The 18578-nt window shown below is 49.5% G+C and carries 16 protein-coding genes; 1 reads left to right on the forward strand and 15 read right to left on the reverse strand.

The features are described from left to right. Positions 1–54 precede the first annotated feature (54 nt). The 7 genes from P157_RS14645 to recJ all read right to left on the reverse strand — a co-directional run bounded on the left by P157_RS14645 (position 55) and on the right by recJ (position 10585). The gene (locus P157_RS14645) at positions 55–441 is read right to left on the reverse strand and encodes a hypothetical protein (protein WP_051598636.1); all 387 of its coding nucleotides are present in this window, start codon (positions 439–441) and stop codon (positions 55–57) included. Between the two features lie 749 nt (positions 442–1190). After that, positions 1191–3002, reverse strand: coding sequence for an aspartate--tRNA ligase (gene aspS / locus P157_RS0113040; protein ID WP_026761388.1), 1812 nt, complete (start codon positions 3000–3002; stop codon positions 1191–1193). Continuing rightward, positions 3002–4267, reverse strand: a complete 1266-nt coding sequence (gene hisS, locus P157_RS0113045; RefSeq protein ID WP_026761389.1) for a histidine--tRNA ligase — start codon at positions 4265–4267, stop codon at positions 3002–3004. The genes aspS and hisS overlap by 1 nt, the downstream gene beginning before the upstream one ends. Positions 4268–4285: 18 nt before the next feature. Continuing rightward, positions 4286–5803: a coproporphyrinogen dehydrogenase HemZ gene (gene hemZ, locus P157_RS0113050; RefSeq protein ID WP_026761390.1), complete on the reverse strand. Its 1518-nt coding sequence runs from the start codon at positions 5801–5803 to the stop codon at positions 4286–4288. Further along, complete coding sequence (locus tag P157_RS0113055) at positions 5800–6252, reverse strand: Fur family transcriptional regulator (protein WP_026761391.1); 453 nt, start codon at positions 6250–6252, stop codon at positions 5800–5802. Before P157_RS0113055 ends, hemZ begins: the two co-directional genes overlap by 4 nt. A gap of 115 nt (positions 6253–6367) precedes the next feature. After that, a complete protein-coding gene (locus tag P157_RS0113060) occupies positions 6368–8590 on the reverse strand; it encodes a RelA/SpoT family protein (protein ID WP_026761392.1) in 2223 nt (740 codons plus the stop codon). A gap of 18 nt (positions 8591–8608) precedes the next feature. Continuing rightward, entirely contained in the window at positions 8609–10585 is a 1977-nt protein-coding gene (gene recJ / locus P157_RS0113065; RefSeq protein WP_026761393.1) for a single-stranded-DNA-specific exonuclease RecJ, read from the reverse strand. A gap of 172 nt (positions 10586–10757) precedes the next feature. On the opposite strand from recJ, the gene P157_RS0113070 reads away from it, so the two are divergent. Beyond that, positions 10758–11054 (forward strand): DUF192 domain-containing protein, encoded by a 297-nt coding sequence (locus P157_RS0113070; RefSeq protein WP_155266774.1) that lies wholly within the window; start codon positions 10758–10760, stop codon positions 11052–11054. 59 nt (positions 11055–11113) lie between these two features. On the opposite strand, the gene P157_RS0113075 is transcribed toward P157_RS0113070, so the two are convergent. The 8 genes from P157_RS0113075 to P157_RS0113110 form a co-directional block, all read right to left on the reverse strand. Continuing rightward, complete coding sequence (locus P157_RS0113075) at positions 11114–12514, reverse strand: Tad domain-containing protein (RefSeq protein WP_026761395.1); 1401 nt, start codon at positions 12512–12514, stop codon at positions 11114–11116. Positions 12515–12532: 18 nt separating this feature from the next. Further along, a complete protein-coding gene (locus P157_RS0113080) occupies positions 12533–13471 on the reverse strand; it encodes a type II secretion system F family protein (RefSeq protein ID WP_026761396.1) in 939 nt (312 codons plus the stop codon). Beyond that, positions 13471–14865 (reverse strand): CpaF family protein, encoded by a 1395-nt coding sequence (locus P157_RS0113085; RefSeq protein ID WP_026761397.1) that lies wholly within the window; start codon positions 14863–14865, stop codon positions 13471–13473. The genes P157_RS0113080 and P157_RS0113085 overlap by 1 nt, the downstream gene beginning before the upstream one ends. 14 nt (positions 14866–14879) lie before the next feature. Beyond that, positions 14880–15326, reverse strand: a complete 447-nt coding sequence (locus P157_RS14650) for a TadE family protein (protein WP_037368380.1) — start codon at positions 15324–15326, stop codon at positions 14880–14882. A 34-nt stretch (positions 15327–15360) separates the two neighbouring features. Then, positions 15361–15543, reverse strand: coding sequence for a Flp family type IVb pilin (locus tag P157_RS0113095; RefSeq protein ID WP_026761398.1), 183 nt, complete (start codon positions 15541–15543; stop codon positions 15361–15363). A 69-nt stretch (positions 15544–15612) separates the two neighbouring features. After that, positions 15613–16593, reverse strand: coding sequence for a type II secretion system F family protein (locus tag P157_RS0113100; RefSeq protein WP_026761399.1), 981 nt, complete (start codon positions 16591–16593; stop codon positions 15613–15615). Further along, entirely contained in the window at positions 16590–17720 is a 1131-nt protein-coding gene (locus P157_RS0113105) for a response regulator (protein WP_026761400.1), read from the reverse strand. The genes P157_RS0113100 and P157_RS0113105 overlap by 4 nt, the downstream gene beginning before the upstream one ends. Positions 17721–17733: 13 nt before the next feature. Continuing rightward, a complete protein-coding gene (locus P157_RS0113110; protein ID WP_026761401.1) occupies positions 17734–18561 on the reverse strand; it encodes an AAA family ATPase in 828 nt (275 codons plus the stop codon). Positions 18562–18578: the final 17 nt, after the last annotated feature.

Raw genomic sequence — 18578 nt, forward strand, 5'->3', positions numbered from 1 at the left:
CAAGTTTACTACAAATAAAAGAGAGCGTCAACCGCTCTCTTTTCGTCAGTGATTTTATTTTTGCAACAGCATATTCAGCATTTGCGCAGCCTGTTCACTGGCTGTCAGCTGCTCTTGCGCCTTATCCGGTGTAGATTTTTCGACCTGCGTACTGAGAATCGTTGGAATTTTATCCGGATGTGCGGCATGGGTCTTAGTCTGGGATACCAGCTTATCCCCTGCATACAGCGTAATCAGCACAGAACCATCCGACATAACCTGAATCACCGTAGTGGTATCTTCGCCGTTACTCTCCCCGGTATCGGTAATTCCACCGCCGGTTTCCAACTGCCGCAGCATGGTACTAAATTGCCCCTTTGCCAATACCGTTTTATCCCTGTTCACCATATCTTTGCTCGGCTCTGCCCAGACGGTCATCCCCTGCAAAGCATCAACATTCATGCCATCACCTCCACAATTTTGCAAACAAATCCATCTAAAGTTAATATCGAAGAAAACTCTGGTAGGTTAAGTCAAAAAATTACAATTTGTGAGTTAGTTCTTGCTGAAATATTTTTGTTACAGCTCAGTTTGGGCGGAAGTGGTAATACTTTTCGCCGTTGCACTAAATGACCCACAAGCAAATGTATGGGCTTTTTAGCCACCTGCGCCGGGCAAGACCGGCGGCGCGTATGTTCAACCCAGTGTTTAGTTTGTGCCGTTTGTGGGCCATTCCTCACTGCGTTCGGACAGTCGTTTCACGGCGAAAAGCATCACCACCTCCGCCCTAAGCGATGTCCGTATAAGACGGCATTTTCGTGGTGACAAGCAGCAAGTACATCGATGTTCTTGTTACGGGAGCAATGAATTCGTGACAATAGGCTAATCCGTAACTTGGGGCGGACGGGGAGTGCTTTTTCTGTTAGGAGCGATTGCCTGAACGCAGTGAAGGCCGGCCCCTGTAGGAAACAGCTAAGCAAATACGCTGAAAGCAGCGCCGTTGGCCTGCCCGGCGCGAGTAGCTGGACAGCTCTATTTTATGAAGGGGTCGTTTAGCGGGAAACAGAAAAAGTACTCCCCGTTCGCCCCTGACAACGTATGAACAGGATATCTTTAGCACGAACTGAACTCGAAAAAGCCCGCTGACAAAAGTGTCAGCGGACTTTTTCGCTGTTAGGGAATTATCCCCCAACCAGGACTCTATTGGTCAGTTAAGCATTTTCTTCCTGCTTAGCTTCTTTTTTCTTTACTGCCGTACGGATGGACAGCTCACGGAGCTGTTTATCGTCAACTTCGGACGGAGCGTTGGACATAACGTCACGAGCACTCTGCGTCTTCGGGAAGGCGATTACGTCACGGATGGAAGCGCGTTTCGCCATAATCATAACCAGACGGTCAAGACCGAAAGCCAGGCCGCCATGAGGAGGCGTGCCGTACTGGAAGGCATCCATCATGAAGCCGAACTTCGCATGTGCTTCTTCCTGCGTGAGGCCCAAGGATTCGAATACCTTCTCCTGCAGTTCTGCATTATAGATACGCAGGGAGCCGCCACCGATTTCGACACCGTTCAGAACCATGTCGTAAGCATTAGCCTTTACGCGGCCCGGGTCAGTGGCGAGGAATTCGATATCTTCGTCACGCGGAGCCGTGAACGGATGGTGCATAGCTTTCCAGCGTTTTTCTTCATCGCTCCATTCGTACATCGGGAAGTCAACAACCCAGAGGAAACGGAGTTTATCCGGGTCAATGAGGTTGCGTTCCTTACCCATTTCAAGACGGAGCTGGCCGAGGGCCGTGTCAACAACGAGGCGCTTGTCAGCCACAACGAGCAGCAGGTCGCCGGTCTTGGCGCCAGTAGCTTCCGCAATCTTAGCGAAGGTTTCATCGCTGTAGAACTTCTTGAAGGGGCTCTTAACGCCTTCTTCGCTGTACTGAATCCAGGCCAGACCCTTGGCACCGTAAATCTGTACGAACTTAACGAGTTCATCCAGACGGCGGCGCGGAATGTCAGCATAGCCGTCCACCTTGATGCACTTAACCATGCCGCCGTTTTCGATAACGGCATTGAACACCTTGAAGTCAGAGCCTTTAACGTACTCGGAGATGTCCATGAGCGGCATATCAAAGCGCAGGTCCGGCTTATCGGAACCGTACTTATCCATAGCCGTATCCCAATCCATGCGTTCAAACGGCGTTTCCACCTTGGCACCGATGGATTTTTCAAAGAGTTCCTTAACCATTTCTTCCATAATGGTCAGAATTTCTTCCTGGCTCTTGAAGGACATTTCGATATCGAGCTGGGTGAATTCCGGCTGACGATCAGCACGCAGGTCTTCATCACGGAAGCAGCGCACAATCTGGAAGTATTTTTCAAAACCGGCAACCTGCAGAATCTGCTTGAAAATCTGCGGGGACTGCGGCAGAGCGTAGAACTCGCCCGGGTTTACACGGCTCGGCACGAGGAAGTCGCGTGCGCCTTCCGGCGTGCTCTTGCAGAGCATCGGGGTTTCGATTTCGAGGAAACCGTTGCGGTCGAAGTAATCGCGCATAATCTTCGTCACGCGGTGACGCAGAATGATGTTCTTCTGCATTTCCGGGCGGCGCAGGTCGAGATAGCGATACTTCAGGCGCAGCATTTCATCTACATCAATGCCATCCTGAATGTAGAACGGCGGCGTCTTAGCCTTGTTCAGAATGCGCAGCTCGGTGCAGACAACTTCGATTTCACCGGTTTCGATGTTGCTGTTCACCGTTTCTTCGCTGCGGGCGCGTACCGTACCGCGAACAGCGATACAGAACTCGTTACGCAGGGATTCTGCCTTGTGGAACGTGCCGCCTTCCATGCTGGCTTCATCAAAGACAACCTGCACAAAACCGGAACGGTCACGCATATCCACGAATATGAGTCCACCATGGTCACGACGGCGGGCAACCCAGCCGCACAGCACGACATCCGTGCCTACATTTTCCTTGCGAAGCTCGCCACAATGATGGTCGCGCTTCATGCCTTGTAATGTTTCCATTAACCTTTCACCTCAGCACATAGCTTTTCAATTATATTATCAAAAGAAACTTTCTCCTGCTCGCTCTTTTCCATGTCCTTGAGCTGTACGCAAGCTTCCTTGACTTCATCTTCACCGATGATTAAGGCAAAACGGGCGTTGGCCTTGTTTGCCTGCTTCATCTGGGCCTTCATGCTCCGGCCCGCATAGTCCATACCGGCTTTAAGTCCTGCCTGACGCAATTTCGTCAGGAGCTTAAAGGCTGCGCCCTGCGCCTCTTCGCCCAGAGCAACCACGAACGCATCGGTCTGCGTGTCCATTTCCGGCAGGAGATTCTGTTTCTCCAGTGCCAGCAGCACACGTTCCAACCCCGTGGCAAAGCCCACAGCCGGAGTCGGGTTGCCGCCGATTTCCTCAATGAGTCCATCGTAGCGGCCGCCGCCTGCAACGGCACTCTGCGCACCGAGGGGCGGATATTTAATCTCGAAAGCGGTCTTGGTGTAATAGTCCAAACCGCGCACGAGACGGGCATCAAGTTCAAATTCCACGCCAGCTTCCGTCAGGAAGTGCTGTACCTTGTGGAAATGGTCCTGACATTCCTCGCAGAGGCAGTCCGTAATCTTCGGTGCATCAGCCATATAGGGCTTGTCGGCATCAGCCTTGCAGTCGAGGATACGCAGCGGGCTGCGCTCAAAACGGTCTTTGCAGTCATCGCACAAATCTTCGAGCTTATCGCGGAAGAAGTCCTGCAGAACCTTGCGGTATACCGGACGGCATTTCGGACAGCCAACGGAATTCAGGGACAGCTTGAGGTCTTTAAGTCCCAGGCCACCTAATAAATCCATAGCCAGCATGATGATTTCTGCATCCACGGCCGGATTGGACTCGCCTAAAGCTTCGACACCAAACTGATGGAATTCGCGCATACGGCCGGCCTGCGGACGGTCATAGCGGAACATGGAGCCGATGTAGAAAAGCTTCGTCAGGCTGCTGTCACCATAGAGCTTGTTCTGCAGATAGGCACGCACAGCCGAAGCCGTGTTTTCCGGACGCAGGGTAATGCTGCGGTCGCCACGGTCGGTGAAGGTGTACATTTCCTTGTCCACCACATCCGTGCCTTCGCCGATACCGCGATGGAACAGCTCCGTATGCTCGAACATCGGCGTACGGATTTCCTTGTAGCCATAACGGGCACACAGGTCACGGATTTTTTCTTCCACATAGGTCCATTGTCCGACAGTATCGGGCAATATATCCTTTGTCCCTCTTGGGGCATTGGTTAACATTCGTCTTACTCCCCCTAATTAATTTGCGCAGGCTTCATCCAAAAGAGCCCGCCGTTTCTCGATATAAATATCAATATCGCGCAAGTATGTCACTAAATCCTTGGCGTTGAATGAGGACTTCATGCGCTTGTTCTTAAAGTCAACCACTTTGCTCGTGGCGGCGCCGCCAATGCCGATAATGGTCTGATGTTCCTCCATAATCTGGATGTTGTACATCCCTTCGGCACCTTTATGACAGCAGCCAATATTTTCCAAATCACCGGCCATATAGCCTTGACGGTAAAGATAATACGGCTCATAGCCGAAACGCTTCATATAGCCCATGGCCACTTCCGCCATCTTGCGCGTTTCCTCTGCGCTGGGCAAGTCCACATGGCGTTCTTCCATAATGAGCTTGAGGCGTGAGCCGCGTTTCAAGGCTAAAGCGTGCAGGGTGATATCGTCCGGATTCAGCGCAGTGACCTTGGCCAGTGTATCGTCCACATCAGCCGCCGTCTCACCGGGCAGGCCCAAAATCAAATCCATGTTGATATGGGGAATGCCCGCTGCCCGCAGGGCATGGTACATTTCCGTAACCGCTTCCGGCGTATGCTGACGGCCGATAACCTTCAAGGTTCGCTCCTGCATGGTCTGCGGATTGACGCTGACGCGCGTGACCTTGAAATCCCGCATAGCCGCAATCTTTTCCGGCGTAATGCTATCGGGTCGGCCTGCCTCCACCGTAAACTCGGCTAGATTATCGTGATAGAAGGCATCACAGACCCAGCCGAGCATCGTGCGGAATTCCGCGTCCGGCAGAGCAGTCGGCGTACCGCCGCCCACATAGATATTCTGGACTTTAAGGCCGTGTGCCTCCACCGCCGCTTTAGCGCCCTCGATATCCTTTTTAAGCACCGCCATAAACTCGGCAAGTTTCTTCGGCCCCGGCAGTACATTAGCCGGGAAGGAACAATACAGGCAGCGGGTCAGACAGAAGGGAATCCCCACATAAATACTGATGGTCTTTTCGTCCGAGGTCTTGAGGAACGGCAGCTGACGGAACGCCATCGGCGTGATAATCCGTGCCTTTTCCTCACTGCAGGCAAAGTCGGTCATCAAACGCTTGACGATGGCTTCCTCATCCATGCCGTATTCAATCCAGCGATGGACGATTTTGGTGGGACGTACCCCGTGGAGAATCCCCCAAGGGGCAGGCGCATAGCCCAGTTCCTCACAGAAGATATGGTAGAGATTGAGCTTTATCGTGCGGTTTACCGCCGCCCGCTCCAGCTCGTCCTCTTTGCCACATTCCCAGCGGGTATAGCTTTTTAGCGTGCCATCCTCTGCAAAGAGCATCAGCGTGGTTTCCATGCAGACCTTCGCGCCTTCACGCGGCTCGCCCTCTACCGGCAGGCGATGATTGACCACAGAAAGCTGCGCAAAATCTGCCTCGCCTTCCCGGCCCACGACTTCCACCTTAAAGAGTGTCAGCACTTCCCGGGTAATCTTGGATATAATTTCTTTTTTCGAGTTCAGTGTAAAGGTTCTTACCTTCAATTTTCTTTTTGGCACTCCTTGCATGTACCGTAGAATTTCACCTGATGATTGAGGACTTTGAAACCCAGTTTATTCTGGATATCCCCTTCCAGTTCATCCAGCAAATCGTCTTCAAACTCCGTCACCTTGCCGCAGGTCGTGCAGATAAGGTGATGATGATGGTGTTCCAAAGGATTCGTGGTATTGACCTCATAACGGCTGCAGCCGTCGCCGAACTCCATCTTCTGCAGAATTTCCAAATCCGACAGCAATTCCAGACTGCGGTAAACCGTAGCCAGACCGATTTCCGAGCTGCCCTGCCGCAGAATGCCATACACATCCTCTGCGGAAAGATGCTCACCGGGATGGTCAAGGAACACCTGCAGTACCGTCTGACGCTGGGGCGTCATCTTATGCTGGCGAGCCTGCAAGCGCTGTTTCAAATCGTCCATGGTAAATGTCTGTGCCATAAAACCTACCCTTTCATATATCTAATAACGCGTCATGTTCTCCGTCTTATAACACACAGTTTGACTTCTTAAATCAAATATATCCATTATAGCAGAAAAAGTATTTTATGACAAACTACATATTGGGATTGCTGCCCATTTTTCTTACCACGCTGTAAACGTCCTTGACCCGGCGCAGACGGGTGATAATCTGCTTCACCTGGGTGTTGCTGTTCACATCGAGTCCCAGGTAGATGGTAGAGGTCTTGGTATTGCGATTCGGGTTGGCGTTAATGCTGTGAATGTTAATCTTCATTTCCGTAGGCACCGACAGCACATTGGCCAGAATACCGCTGCGGTCATTGCAGACAATTTCCAGTTCCACCTTGTACTGCTTATCAAGACCCACATCCCAGCTCACCTCAATCATACGGGTCAAATCCGTATCCATGAGCACATTGGGGCAGTCAGTGCGATGAACAGACACACCGCGGCCACGAGTCACATAACCCGTGATTGGGTCGCCGGGAATCGGATTGCAGCAGCGTGCGAGTCTCACCATCAGACCGCTTTCGCCCTCAACCAATACGCCGTGGCTTGATTTGCTCTTGCGGCCGCCATTGGCCGGACGCTTCAAGGCCGACAACATCTGGGTTACATCCAGCGGCGTCTTTTCCTTGATGTCTTCCTTATGGAATTCCACCAGACGGGTCAAAATGCCATGAACAGCCAAACCGCCATAGCCTACAGCCGCCAGCAAATCATCCTCGCTCAAAATGTTGAGCTTCTTAGCCACTTCGAGCAGGCGGCCATCCTTTAAGAGCTCCTTGGGCGCATAGCCTAAGCGCTTAGCCTCCTCGCGGATAAGTTCCATGCCCCGCTCGATATTTTCCTCGCGCCGTTCCTTCTTGAACCAAGAGCGGATTTTGCTGCGGGTTTCCGAAGAAGCAACGATATTGAGCCAGTCGCGGGATGGGCCGTTATTGGCCTTGTTGGTGACAATGGACACGATATCGCCGTTTTTGAGCTTGTGCTCCAGCGGCACCAGTTTGCCATTGACCTTGGCTCCTACGCAGTGATGCCCCACCTCTGTATGAATGCGGTAAGCAAAGTCGATGGGAATGGAGCCCTTGGGCAAATCCACCACATCGCCCTTCGGCGTGAACACGAACACTTCATCCGAGAAAATATCCACCTTGAGGGCTTCAAAATATTCCTTGGGGTCGCTGAGTTCCTGCTGCAGGCTCACCATCTGCCGCAGCCAGTTCATCTTCTGGTCCATGGCGCCGCCCGCCGTCGAGCCCTTGCCATTTTCCTTGTACTTCCAATGCGCCGCGACACCGAACTCCGACACCTCATGCATATGGAAGGTACGAATCTGAATTTCCAGCGGATAACCGCGGGTCATAACTGTGGTATGCAGGGACTGATAGCCGTTGGACTTCGGCATGGCGATATAGTCCTTGAACCGGCCCGGAATCGGCTTCCACATGGCATGGATTACGCCGAGCACTCCATAACAGTCCCGCACGGATTCCACCAATACGCGAATAGCCGACAAGTCATAGATTTCGCTGATATCCTTCTTGTCCCGCAGCATCTTTTTATAGATGCTGTAAAAATGCTTGGCCCGGCCTTTGATTTCGGCCTTGATATTGGACTCTTTGATTTTATTTTCAATCTGCTCAATGGCGGTGTCGATAAACGCCTGCCGCTCCTTGCGCTTCTGCTTGACGTTTTCCACCAAATCGTAGTATTTTTCCGGTTCCAGATAACGCAGACAGAGGTCCTCAAGCTCCCATTTGATATTGGAAATACCCAGACGGTTCGCCAGCGGCGCATAGATTTCAATGGTTTCCTTGGCAATGCGCTTCTGCTTATCCTCCCGCATGTATTTGAGCGTGCGCATATTATGCAGACGGTCAGCCAGCTTCACCATGATGACGCGAATATCCTTGGCCATGGCCAAGAACAACTTGCGGTAATTTTCCAGCTGAACTTCTTCCTTGGACTTGTACTTAATGCGCCCAAGTTTCGTGACACCATCCACAATCATGGCCACTTCTTCGCCGAACATCTCGGCAATCTGCTCTTTGGTATAAATGGTATCTTCCACCACATCATGCAGAAGCGCTGCGCTGATGGTCACATCATCAATATGCAGTTCCGTGAGGATTTCCGCCACATGCAGGGGATGAATGATGTATTCCTCTCCTGACACCCGCACCTGCCCCTTATGGGCACTGGCAGCCAGGTCATAGGCTTTCTGAATCAAAGCAATGTCTGCCCGAGGCTCATAGGCCTTTACCGCCTCAAGTATGGATTCTATGGTCACTGGTGCTTTATCTTTGTCATTCATAATGCCACTTCTCCTTCCTTAGCGGTGCCGCCCATTCCGATAGGTAGGCGAACTTTCTAATTCCATACGGCCGCTGGCCTTGGGTAGGTAATAACAATTCTCCTGCAAATCCATACGCAAAAGATTGAGTTCCTGAAAAATCCGCAGGCCCAGACTCATGGTATAGAGGGAAATATGACTCCCCCGCTTGCAGAAATCCACCGTAAGCTGCTCGGCAGTGTAGGGAATATAATCCTCGTTCTGCTGAATCTGATAGAGGAACTTATAAATATCAACCAGCTGTTCGCGCTCCGGGAAAATCCGTTCCCCGTCAGCCGGGGCAATGCTGTCCACCATGCACTGGAGACTGCGGTTGCCCTGCCACTCGTTAACAGCAGGACTGTACACCATATCAATGACTTCACTGTTGATGATGCCCACATAATCGCTGCGATTCCAAAGCAGGGCTGTGCGAGGCTCTGCCGGACTTCCCACCTGAAAGCGCAGATGCTGCCCTTCCTTGCCAATGGCCTGCGGCGAAGTTCCACGAATCCCCCGCACACCGAAAAGCGGCTTGGGATTAGCCATGCCAAAGGGCTCTAATTTCGCCAGTTCATCCACCAATTCAAAAGTGATTTCCTCCGGCGAAAGTTCCATTTCCACCTTCACCTTGGGCACATAATCATTTGCAGTCAAAGTAGATTCTGCCACCTGGGCAAATGCCTGCTTAAAATCTTCAAGCTGTTCGAGGCTCACCGACAAACCTGCTGCCTGTGAATGGCCGCCGAACTGCAAAATATGTTCCTTGCAGGCACTCAGGGCTTCGTACATATGAAGTCCTTCGATACTGCGGCAGGAACCCTTGCAGACGCCGTCCTCCTGCTTGCTGAAAACAATCGTCGGTTTGTAATATTTATCCACCAGACGCGAAGCCACAATGCCGATTACACCGGGATTCCACTTCTCCCCGGCCACCACAATGGCCGGCAGGTTGTTCACATCCACACCGACAAGTTCAGCCTCGGCCTTAGCTAGAATTTCTTGTTCGATACTTTGCCGCTGACTGTTGAGCATATCCAGCTCCATAGCCAAAGATTCTGCTTCCGCTTCGTCCTTGGTGAGCAGAAGTTCCACGCCCTTGCGGGCTGAACCAATACGCCCCGCAGCATTGAGGCGGGGTGCCAGCCGAAAGCCCACATGCCCGGTGTTCAGTTCCTCCTCACGTATTTCGGAAACATTCACCAAAGCCCGCATCCCCACAAAGGAGGATTTGCGCATTTTTTTAAGCCCTGTCGCCACAATCTTGCGGTTTTCTCCCAGCAGGGGCACAATATCGGCAACAGTCCCCAGAGCCACGATTTCCAAATCCTGCTCGTAACTTTGACCGTGCATTTCCTGCCACAAAGCCTGACAGAGCTTAAAGGCCACGCCTACACCGGCCAGATTTTTATCCGGGTAGGGGCAGTCCTCACGATGAGGATTGACCACCGCCAGCGCCGGCGGAAGATTTTCCCCCGGCAGATGATGGTCGGTTACAATGATATCCAATTTGCCTGCCATGGCCGCCACATCATCCACTGAAGCGATGCCGCAGTCCACAGACACAAGCAGCTTTACGCCACTGTCGGCAATGCTCTGCAGTGCGGGCAGGTTAAAGCCATAACCTTCTTTTTCACGATGGGGAATATAAAAATCCACGCTGGCTCCCAAAGCCCGAAGGTTATGCACCAGCAAAGTCGTGGCCGTCATGCCGTCCACATCATAGTCCCCATAGACCACAATCTTTTCTTCATTATCTATGACCTCGATAATCCGGGCCACAGCCTTATCCATATCCTTCATCCGGAATGGGTCATAAAAGGCCTGCTTCTCCGGCTGCAAGAAAACTTCCGCTGCCTCCCGGGTGCAGATGCCACGATTCCATAATATATTTGCCAGACTCCTGGTCACGCCCAGTTCTCTGGCAAAATCAGCCGCCTCCGGTACAGCGGCGCTTAACTTCCATTCTTTTAACATACTTTACACTCCCGGATAATATCTTATTACATTTTAGTTTCGCCGTAAACGGTAATTTTCCCTTTATCCGAAAAATTCCTGCCTGTACAGTTTATATCGACACATTCTTTCCATAATAAAAGTAGTCATGTATAATAGATTGCATGACTACTTCTTAGAAAACGGTGATATTATGCAATTACAAATCGAAATGGCTGATACCTTCCTCGCCCGCTTCCGGGGCCTTATGCTGCGCAAGCGCCTCCCCGCAGGCCACGCCCTGCTCATCGCGCCCTGCAACAGCATCCATATGTGCTTCATGCGCTTTGCCATTGACGCGATTTTCATCGACAAGGACTACAAAGTGCTCAAAGTCGCCCGCAACGTGAAGCCCTGGATTGGCCTGGCCTGGTGCTGGAAGGCCTGGGGCGTGGTGGAAGTGAGTGCGGGGGAGGCAAAAGATGTACAAATCGGAGAGTTTCTGAATTGAATGTCAAAAACTCCTCCAAACCGTAAAGTTTTTGACTTACGATTTGGAGGAGTTTTATTTTAATCCCAGCTAAGACCTTCTGTTGAACCGACCAAGGCTATACCATCAGTGCTGACTGCTCCACCAGCGCTTGAACCGCCGCCTTTGCCTGTATAGTCCTTATATTTATAGGAGCTGCGATTTCCTCTCAGACTAATTGAGGACCCCACAATTGTTCCCATAAACGTACTGTTCTCAGCATTAACTAATACACCTTCATTTTTATCACAATAAGGAGCATAAACTACGCCCTTGAACGTATGTCCATTCAAATTAAAATGAACCTGCGATCTCTGGCTATCACTACCAGCTATACAGATTATCAAAGGACGGCCTGTATCTGTATTCAAGTTAATATTAACTACGCCCATTCCCGCTTCTACATAAATATATACAGGTTTATCACTATTCCCCAGATTGGTATCAACTTCAATTGTCAGATTAGGAATGCTCCCTGTATGCGGTACACGAATAACATCACTTTTGAATAACGAACTGGAGGTCTTAACCGTTTGGTCCGTTGCTTTATTACTGGTATTCGCAGTCTTTTGCTCCATATAGTCATAAAATGTTTGGAAATTATAGTTATAGTATTCAGCCTGGCTCCAATAACCACTTTTCAATGTTCCATTGCTGTCAAATTTCGCTTTTTCCTTCGCACCGCTCTCCATTAGCGTATTTATATTGTTGCTCTTGTTATGATTTTGTGCTGCAGTGGTAAAAAAGCGGTCGAGTTTGTTTGTCTGTGTACTATAGGTCAATGAATCATACTTATATGATGGATTATTTACTCCATCACCTTTGGTGTAAACTATTCGTCCATCAAAGGTAGTAGTAAGCATATTCTTAGAATCTGTAGAATAGCTATTATTTGATAACTTATCAGGATTTTCCAAGGAATTAACCGCATCAAATTTGTCCTTAAAAACAAACATGTTTTCAAAGAAGCCACCACTTTCTGCCTGCCCCTGTATTGCCGCTACACTGGAGGCAGGCACAGTAAACGTATTTTTCCCACTGATTTTTTTGTAGATTGAGCCTAAAAAGTACAATGGCACTTCTTTCGTCAACTTAACACGGTAGTATGTTTTCTTGTCCTTGGTTTGAGCTTGAAACTTCTTGTCAGCTATAGATTCTGACTGGTCAAGATTGTGATAATCTCCCTGCACATACTTTTCTGCCATTTTATTGGCTTTAGGATGGGAATTTACTTTTTCGCCCTGCACAGCATACTCATGAGCCCCAGCAAGTGCTGCCGCATCGGCGGCATTTTGCAGGCGGCTGTACTGGACATAGATATTGCCTAAATCTACCGCCAGTCCTGTGCCCACGATTATCATCGGCAGCAGCAAAGCTGTAAATGCTAAGATGGCGCCACTTTGGCGCCATTTTTTCGTGATGTTCTTCATATAAGTTTGCATAACTGTCGCTCCTGACTGTTACATATTTTTCATCAAGAATAACAAGGTTGGTACTAAAGTTACGACAAATAATGCCGGGAAAATAAAGAGCACCAAGGGAAAGACGATTTTTACCGGGGCGCGCATGGCTTCAGCTTTAACATACTGTCTGCGGCGTTCCCGGATATTATCGGCCTGATTTTTAAGCGTCTTGCTCATGCTAGTGCCCAAACGTTCTGCCTGAATGATGGAAGTCATAAACAAGGAAACATCCTGCACTTCACAGCGGGCCGCGAGATTTTTCATTGCCGTACGGCGCACCATGCCCATGCGGATATCTTCCTGCAAACGCTTGCACTCGCTGATGAGTTCGCCCTTCATGCGGTCAGTTATCTTGCGCAAGGCTGCATCAAAGGAAAGGCCCGCCTGAACGCTGACACACAAAAGGTCAAGCACCTCCGGCAACTGACGGGCAATCTCTGCCTGCCGTTTCTGCGCCATGATGTTAAGACACACCACAGGCATCAAGCCACCTAACATGCCACCAATCAGCATAAATGCCACACGCTGAATCAGCATATAATTGCTGTTCTCCCCCAATGTAAACATGAGGAACCACATGGAAAGGGCACCCACAAAACAGATGACCATAAATTGCGGTGGCGTACACTCGTTAGCCTTACCAGCCATTACCAATCTCTTTTCGATAAGAACCTGCAGCTGTTTCGGTGCCAAACGGCTGATGGAGGCAGCCATCTGCTCCCCAGCAGGTTTTACTACACGCTCCATAAAAGGAATATCCCGCAGTTTTCGCTGTCCGTCATTTTTCTTCATGACAACAGGAGCCGACTGTGAGGCATCCAACGACAAAACGCGTTGACGTACACTGGCCTGAGGCAAAATCTTTTTACGGATAACGCTCATCAGCAGCAATAACACTACCAATGACACAGACAAGGAAAAAAGCATTACCAACATCAAAAATATTCCCTCCTGCCACTATCCGCTGCTGCAAAGAAATCTTCGGGAAGCTCTACACCATTCACAGCAAATTTCTCCAGGAAATTAGGCTTCAATCCTGTAGACACATAACGTCCTACAGCTTTGCCATTTTCATCATAGCCCTGCTGCTGATAGCGGAAAATATCCTGCATGGTAATGGTATTACCTTCCATATGCTGAACTTCCGTCACATGGGTAATCTTACGACTGCCATCCTTCATGCGGGATTGCTGAATAATCAGGTCAATAGCTGACGAAATCTGCTCGCGGATAGCCCGCACCGGTAGTTCCAAACCACTCATCAGCACCATGGTTTCCAAACGGGACAGTGCATCACGAGGGCTGTTGGCATGTGCCGTAGTCAAGGAACCATCATGACCTGTATTCATAGCCTGTAACATATCCAACGCCTCGCCGGAACGCACCTCACCGACAATAATTCTATCGGGGCGCATACGCAGAGCATTGCGTACCAAATCGCGAATGGTAATCTGCCCTTCCCCTTCGATATTCGCCGGACGGGATTCCAAAGTCACTACATGCTCCTGCTGCAAGCGAAGTTCTGCCGCGTCCTCAATGGTAACAATACGTTCTTCCTCGGGAATAAACGAGGAAATCACATTGAGGGTGGTGGTTTTACCAGAGCCTGTACCGCCAGATACCAGAATATTAATTCGCGCTTTGACACAGGCCCGCAAAAATTTTGCCATCTTCTCATCAATAGTACCAAAGGCAATAAGATTATCCACCGTCAACGGCTTCTTGGAGAATTTACGAATCGTAATAGCCGGGCCGGTAAGGGAGAGCGGCGGAATGATGATATTGACACGCGAACCATCTTCCAAACGGGCATCCACCAACGGTGATGACTCGTCAATTCTGCGTCCCAACGGCGTAAGAATTCGCTCGGCAATATTCATTACATGTGCATTGTCATGGAACTGCACATCCGTGAGTTCCAGCTTGCCCAACCGTTCCACAAAAACTTTCTTAGGGCCATTGACCATAATTTCTGTGATGCTGTCATCCTGCAAAAGAGGCTCAATTGGGCCTAATCCCAGCATTTCATCCCGAATATCGGCAATCAAGCGAGCCTTTTCCCCACGTGGAATAGCGAAGGGGTCAACGTCCAAGGCTCGTTGGCAATAAGTGTCAATAATAGCTTCCACCTTGCGCGGGTCTTGATGAATACTGGAAAGTACCACCTGTTCGGCAGGAGTCATTTCATCGACAATACGCTGATGAATGCGATGTTTTACCGCCTGATAGGAGCGTTCATCTGCTAAATCTTGGGCTTCATCCTGTGCGGCAAAGATTTTCACTTGCCGATTTTTTCCATCCCTGCGCCCCAGACGCGTCAATAATGACATTAATTTCTCTCCTCTTATTCCAATTTATTCTCACTATACATATTGTAAGTGACATTAATTTTGATTTTTTTCATTTTACTTCCAGCTAAGTTATCCACAACTTTTGCCAATGCATATCCATCTGTATTTAACGCAGCCTTCATTTCCACTTTAACATTTTGGCTGTTCTTTTCATAAGTTATTTTGAAATCCTCTTTCGATGTTTTAGGATTCCATTCAAAAATATCTATCGGTAATTTATTATTTTCGTACTTACTTCGTATTTCCTGATATTTATATTTTTTATAGTCTTCTACTCTTATCACTGCAGCATCCCTAGCACTACTCCGAGCCAGACTGCTTAAAGTCAAATAATCTACCATCATCATGCCAATAAAAAAAATGGCAAAAACTAATAAAAGAAATAGAGGAAGAACTATAGCAAACTCCACAATAGCTTGTCCTCTTTGCAAATTTCGCATAATTCTTCCTCCATGCTAGTCAATTATAATTTGATTATTGGAGCTGCCCAGAAACTTTAGTGAATACAGCTTTAATCTTTGTACTTAAACTATTGTCACCAGATGACAAAGCAATAGCCAATACAACTACAAATGCAAGAATCAGTGCATACTCCACAATGCCCTGACCTTTTTCACTGCAATAACGAACCTTCAAATACTCCATGATTTCCTTCATTCTGAAATCCTCCCTAAAAATAGATAAATATTTATTTATGAAAATCCCTATTAGGATTGACACACAAAATTATACTTTGATTGTAACAATCTTTTGGATAACAAAATACCCTATCACTTCAAATGCCACTGCACCTACAACACACATCTTACCTATAGTTTCTGTAAATAGCGGTTGTAAATAATTTGGATTTATCATCATCATCATAGCAGCAACACCTACAGGCAAAAGTGCTAGCACAATTCCTGACATTCTCCCCTGCGCAGTCAGTGCCATTACTTCCCGGCGCATCCTAATGCGCTCATTGATAGTCTCACTAATGGTATCCAATATCTGCGCCAGATTACCGCCCACCTGCCGTTGAATTACCACAGCAGTAACCACAAGCTCAAAATCCGGACTATTAACCCGCCTCTGCATATTATCCAAGGCGGTTTCCAAATCCACGCCGATATTTACTTCATTAACAACCTTCTGCACTTCCCGCCCGATAGGAGCATCCATCTCCCTGGCGATAAGTTCAAAGGCCTGCATAAAGCTAAAGCCTGCCCGCAGGGCGTTGGCTACCATGGTGAGCATATCGCCCAGCTGGTTGGTAAATGCTTTTTGCCGCCGCTTGATGTAGATGTTCAGGAACAGCAAACCTGCCAGCACACCACCAGCGAAGGCCAGTAAAGCCATCAGCGGCTCCAGTGTCGCGGCCAAGGTAATCACAGCACAGATGGCACCAAAGATGGCCAGCATTACTTCAAATTCAGAACCTAAGAGCGGCCAATCCGCCTGCTGCATTTTGAAGTCCATACTGTTGCCGCGATGTTGGAGGCGTTGGACGAAAAGGCCCGCCCGCCGCACGAACTCACGGAATCTATCCTTAGCCACCGCAGCCGTGCGCACACCGCGCAATTCCTGCTGACGCAAGCGTACCGCCGAGCCAGAGAAGTACTCCATGCGATTGACCAAATCTTTATGCTGCCGCATCTTGATGCGGATAAGCATCATCAGCAGGGCAAAGACCAGCAAGGTCACCGTCAAAGCTAGTGCAATTCTCATACGGCAGCCCACCTTATGCGATGCTGTCTGCCAATGATATTATCGGCCAGCCTGTCTACCTGCCGTGACAAGGGGCTGTCCGGACGGATATCCGTAGCCATCTTGCCCTTATCGGCGGCATCAGAAACAATCGTATATTCATTGGGAATTATCTCCGTAACGGGATAGCCCAATTTTTGCGAAAGTTCCAGTTTGGAGCGAGAATCACATGGTTCCACACGAGTAAAGATTACCTTTGCCCTGTCCTCCATATCCTCCCAATCCCGGAACACATCCAAAGCCCGTTTCATATGGTCAATCTCATAAGCACCATTTATCATGCTGACCAGGAATGTGGTATTAGAGCTTTCCGCCGCCGCAATGGAAGTCGGATTAAATCCTGCCGGTACATCAATGAGAATGTAGCGGAACAGGCTGCGGCTCATGGCGATAAGGTTTTCCAGTTTGTCAATCTCCACCTTATCAATCATGTTCGGCGATGGTGTACCGCAAAGCACACTGACATTGGGCGCCACCGGCATAAAGTAAGAGCTGAGCGACGCCGGAGACAGGAACTTAGCATCCCGCACCGCTTCCACAATCGTGGTTTGAGGCGCAAGATTAAAGAACACGGCCATATCACCGAACTGCAAATCTGCATCGATGATGCCCACCGGCTCCCGCGTCTTTCGCGCGAGTGCCATGGCCAGATTGGCAATAAGAGTGGTCTTGCCGCTCTTGCCCTTGGGGCTGAAAAAAACCAATGTCTCCGCTCCGGCTTCGCTGCCCAGCCGTGAAAAAGTCTCCACGGTTTCCTGCAGTTCCATGCCAGTGAACGGCTTGATGATATAGCCCTTGGCACCAGCCTTGATACTGTGGCTGGCATTTTCCGCCTGCCACTTTTCCCCCATGCAGAGGATGGCCGCGCCGGGATAGGCCTTCTTGAACTCGTCAATAAGCCCCATGCCCCCGGGCTGCTCAATATCCAGTAATATCAGGTTGGGATTGAACACAGCCCCCTGCCCTAAGGCATCACTGACATTTTGGAATTTTGCCGCCAGGGTAAAATTCGGCGTATCATTTACCACCTGACCGAGCCGCTCCAGCATCAGTCTGTCCGACTCCGCCAGCAGTACGCGGTAATCCATGGCTTATCTCCTTTCAGCCAAAAATCCTGGCCAGCCAGGATTCCGGCACATCTTCATCCACTACATCATCGTCATAAACGCGATTGGTATAACGGGCTACCAAGTCCCGCAAAGCATCGCCCAGCTCACTTCCTTCGGAGCGGAGCACCAGTGGCACGCCCTCTTTGATGGAACGGCTGGCCGCCTGGAAGTCATTGGGGAGAATATGGTAAAAAGGTTCTCCGAGCAGCTTTTCCACATCATCGATGCTGATACGAGTCTTGGCATTACTGCGGTTCAAAATCAAGCGAATCTTGTTCTTGTCGTAGTTGAGCTTTTTCAGCGTCTCCGCACCGATTTTCATATTCTTAATGGTAGGAATGAAATCCACAATGCCCAAAAAGCTGACAATAGTGGACAAATCCAGCAAAGCCAGATTGAGCTGACTGAACATGGACGTGGTATCCACCAACACATAGTCAAAGACTTTCTGCAACTTGCGAATCATGGCAATCGCCTTATCTGCATCGATATTGTAGGCTTCTTCCAAACGCTGGGGTGCCGGCAGTACATAGAACACCACATTGTGGTATTCGTAAGGCGTCAGAAATTCCTCCGCCCGCACAGCATTTCCCTGCAAGCTCATGGCCTGCTGCAAATCGTAAACGGTGCGCTGAGGCATGAGCTGCAAATAATTGCTCACATCCCCAAACTGCAGGTCAAAGTCCACCAGGCAGACTTTTTTCCCCTGACGGGCCAGCTCCGAAGCCATATTCGTACTGATAAGGGTCTTACCCACCGCCGAAGCGGTGCTGAAAAAGGTGATGACAACACCATTTATTTCCTGTGTAAATTCACCCATAATTTCTCGAAGTCTCC

Origin of the sequence: Selenomonas ruminantium AC2024 (genome assembly GCF_000687995.1) — a bacterium.
Taxonomy (GTDB): Bacteria; Bacillota; Negativicutes; order Selenomonadales; family Selenomonadaceae; genus Selenomonas_A; species Selenomonas_A ruminantium_B.

What these genes read in the sequence shown, in the direction of transcription:
- P157_RS14645 (WP_051598636.1), bottom strand. Translation starts at nt 441, where the DNA reads ATGAATGTTGATGCTTTGCAGGGGATGACCGTCTGGGCAGAGCCGAGC.
- aspS (WP_026761388.1), bottom strand. Translation starts at nt 3,002, where the DNA reads ATGGAAACATTACAAGGCATGAAGCGCGACCATCATTGTGGCGAGCTT.
- hisS (WP_026761389.1), bottom strand. Translation starts at nt 4,267, where the DNA reads ATGTTAACCAATGCCCCAAGAGGGACAAAGGATATATTGCCCGATACT.
- P157_RS0113055 (WP_026761391.1), bottom strand. Translation starts at nt 6,252, where the DNA reads ATGGCACAGACATTTACCATGGACGATTTGAAACAGCGCTTGCAGGCT.
- P157_RS0113060 (WP_026761392.1), bottom strand. Translation starts at nt 8,590, where the DNA reads ATGAATGACAAAGATAAAGCACCAGTGACCATAGAATCCATACTTGAG.
- recJ (WP_026761393.1), bottom strand. Translation starts at nt 10,585, where the DNA reads ATGTTAAAAGAATGGAAGTTAAGCGCCGCTGTACCGGAGGCGGCTGAT.
- P157_RS0113070 (WP_155266774.1), top strand. Translation starts at nt 10,758, where the DNA reads ATGCAATTACAAATCGAAATGGCTGATACCTTCCTCGCCCGCTTCCGG.
- P157_RS0113075 (WP_026761395.1), bottom strand. Translation starts at nt 12,514, where the DNA reads ATGCAAACTTATATGAAGAACATCACGAAAAAATGGCGCCAAAGTGGC.
- P157_RS0113080 (WP_026761396.1), bottom strand. Translation starts at nt 13,471, where the DNA reads ATGTTGGTAATGCTTTTTTCCTTGTCTGTGTCATTGGTAGTGTTATTG.
- P157_RS0113085 (WP_026761397.1), bottom strand. Translation starts at nt 14,865, where the DNA reads ATGTCATTATTGACGCGTCTGGGGCGCAGGGATGGAAAAAATCGGCAA.
- P157_RS14650 (WP_037368380.1), bottom strand. Translation starts at nt 15,326, where the DNA reads ATGCGAAATTTGCAAAGAGGACAAGCTATTGTGGAGTTTGCTATAGTT.
- P157_RS0113095 (WP_026761398.1), bottom strand. Translation starts at nt 15,543, where the DNA reads ATGAAGGAAATCATGGAGTATTTGAAGGTTCGTTATTGCAGTGAAAAA.
- P157_RS0113100 (WP_026761399.1), bottom strand. Translation starts at nt 16,593, where the DNA reads ATGAGAATTGCACTAGCTTTGACGGTGACCTTGCTGGTCTTTGCCCTG.
- P157_RS0113105 (WP_026761400.1), bottom strand. Translation starts at nt 17,720, where the DNA reads ATGGATTACCGCGTACTGCTGGCGGAGTCGGACAGACTGATGCTGGAG.
- P157_RS0113110 (WP_026761401.1), bottom strand. Translation starts at nt 18,561, where the DNA reads ATGGGTGAATTTACACAGGAAATAAATGGTGTTGTCATCACCTTTTTC.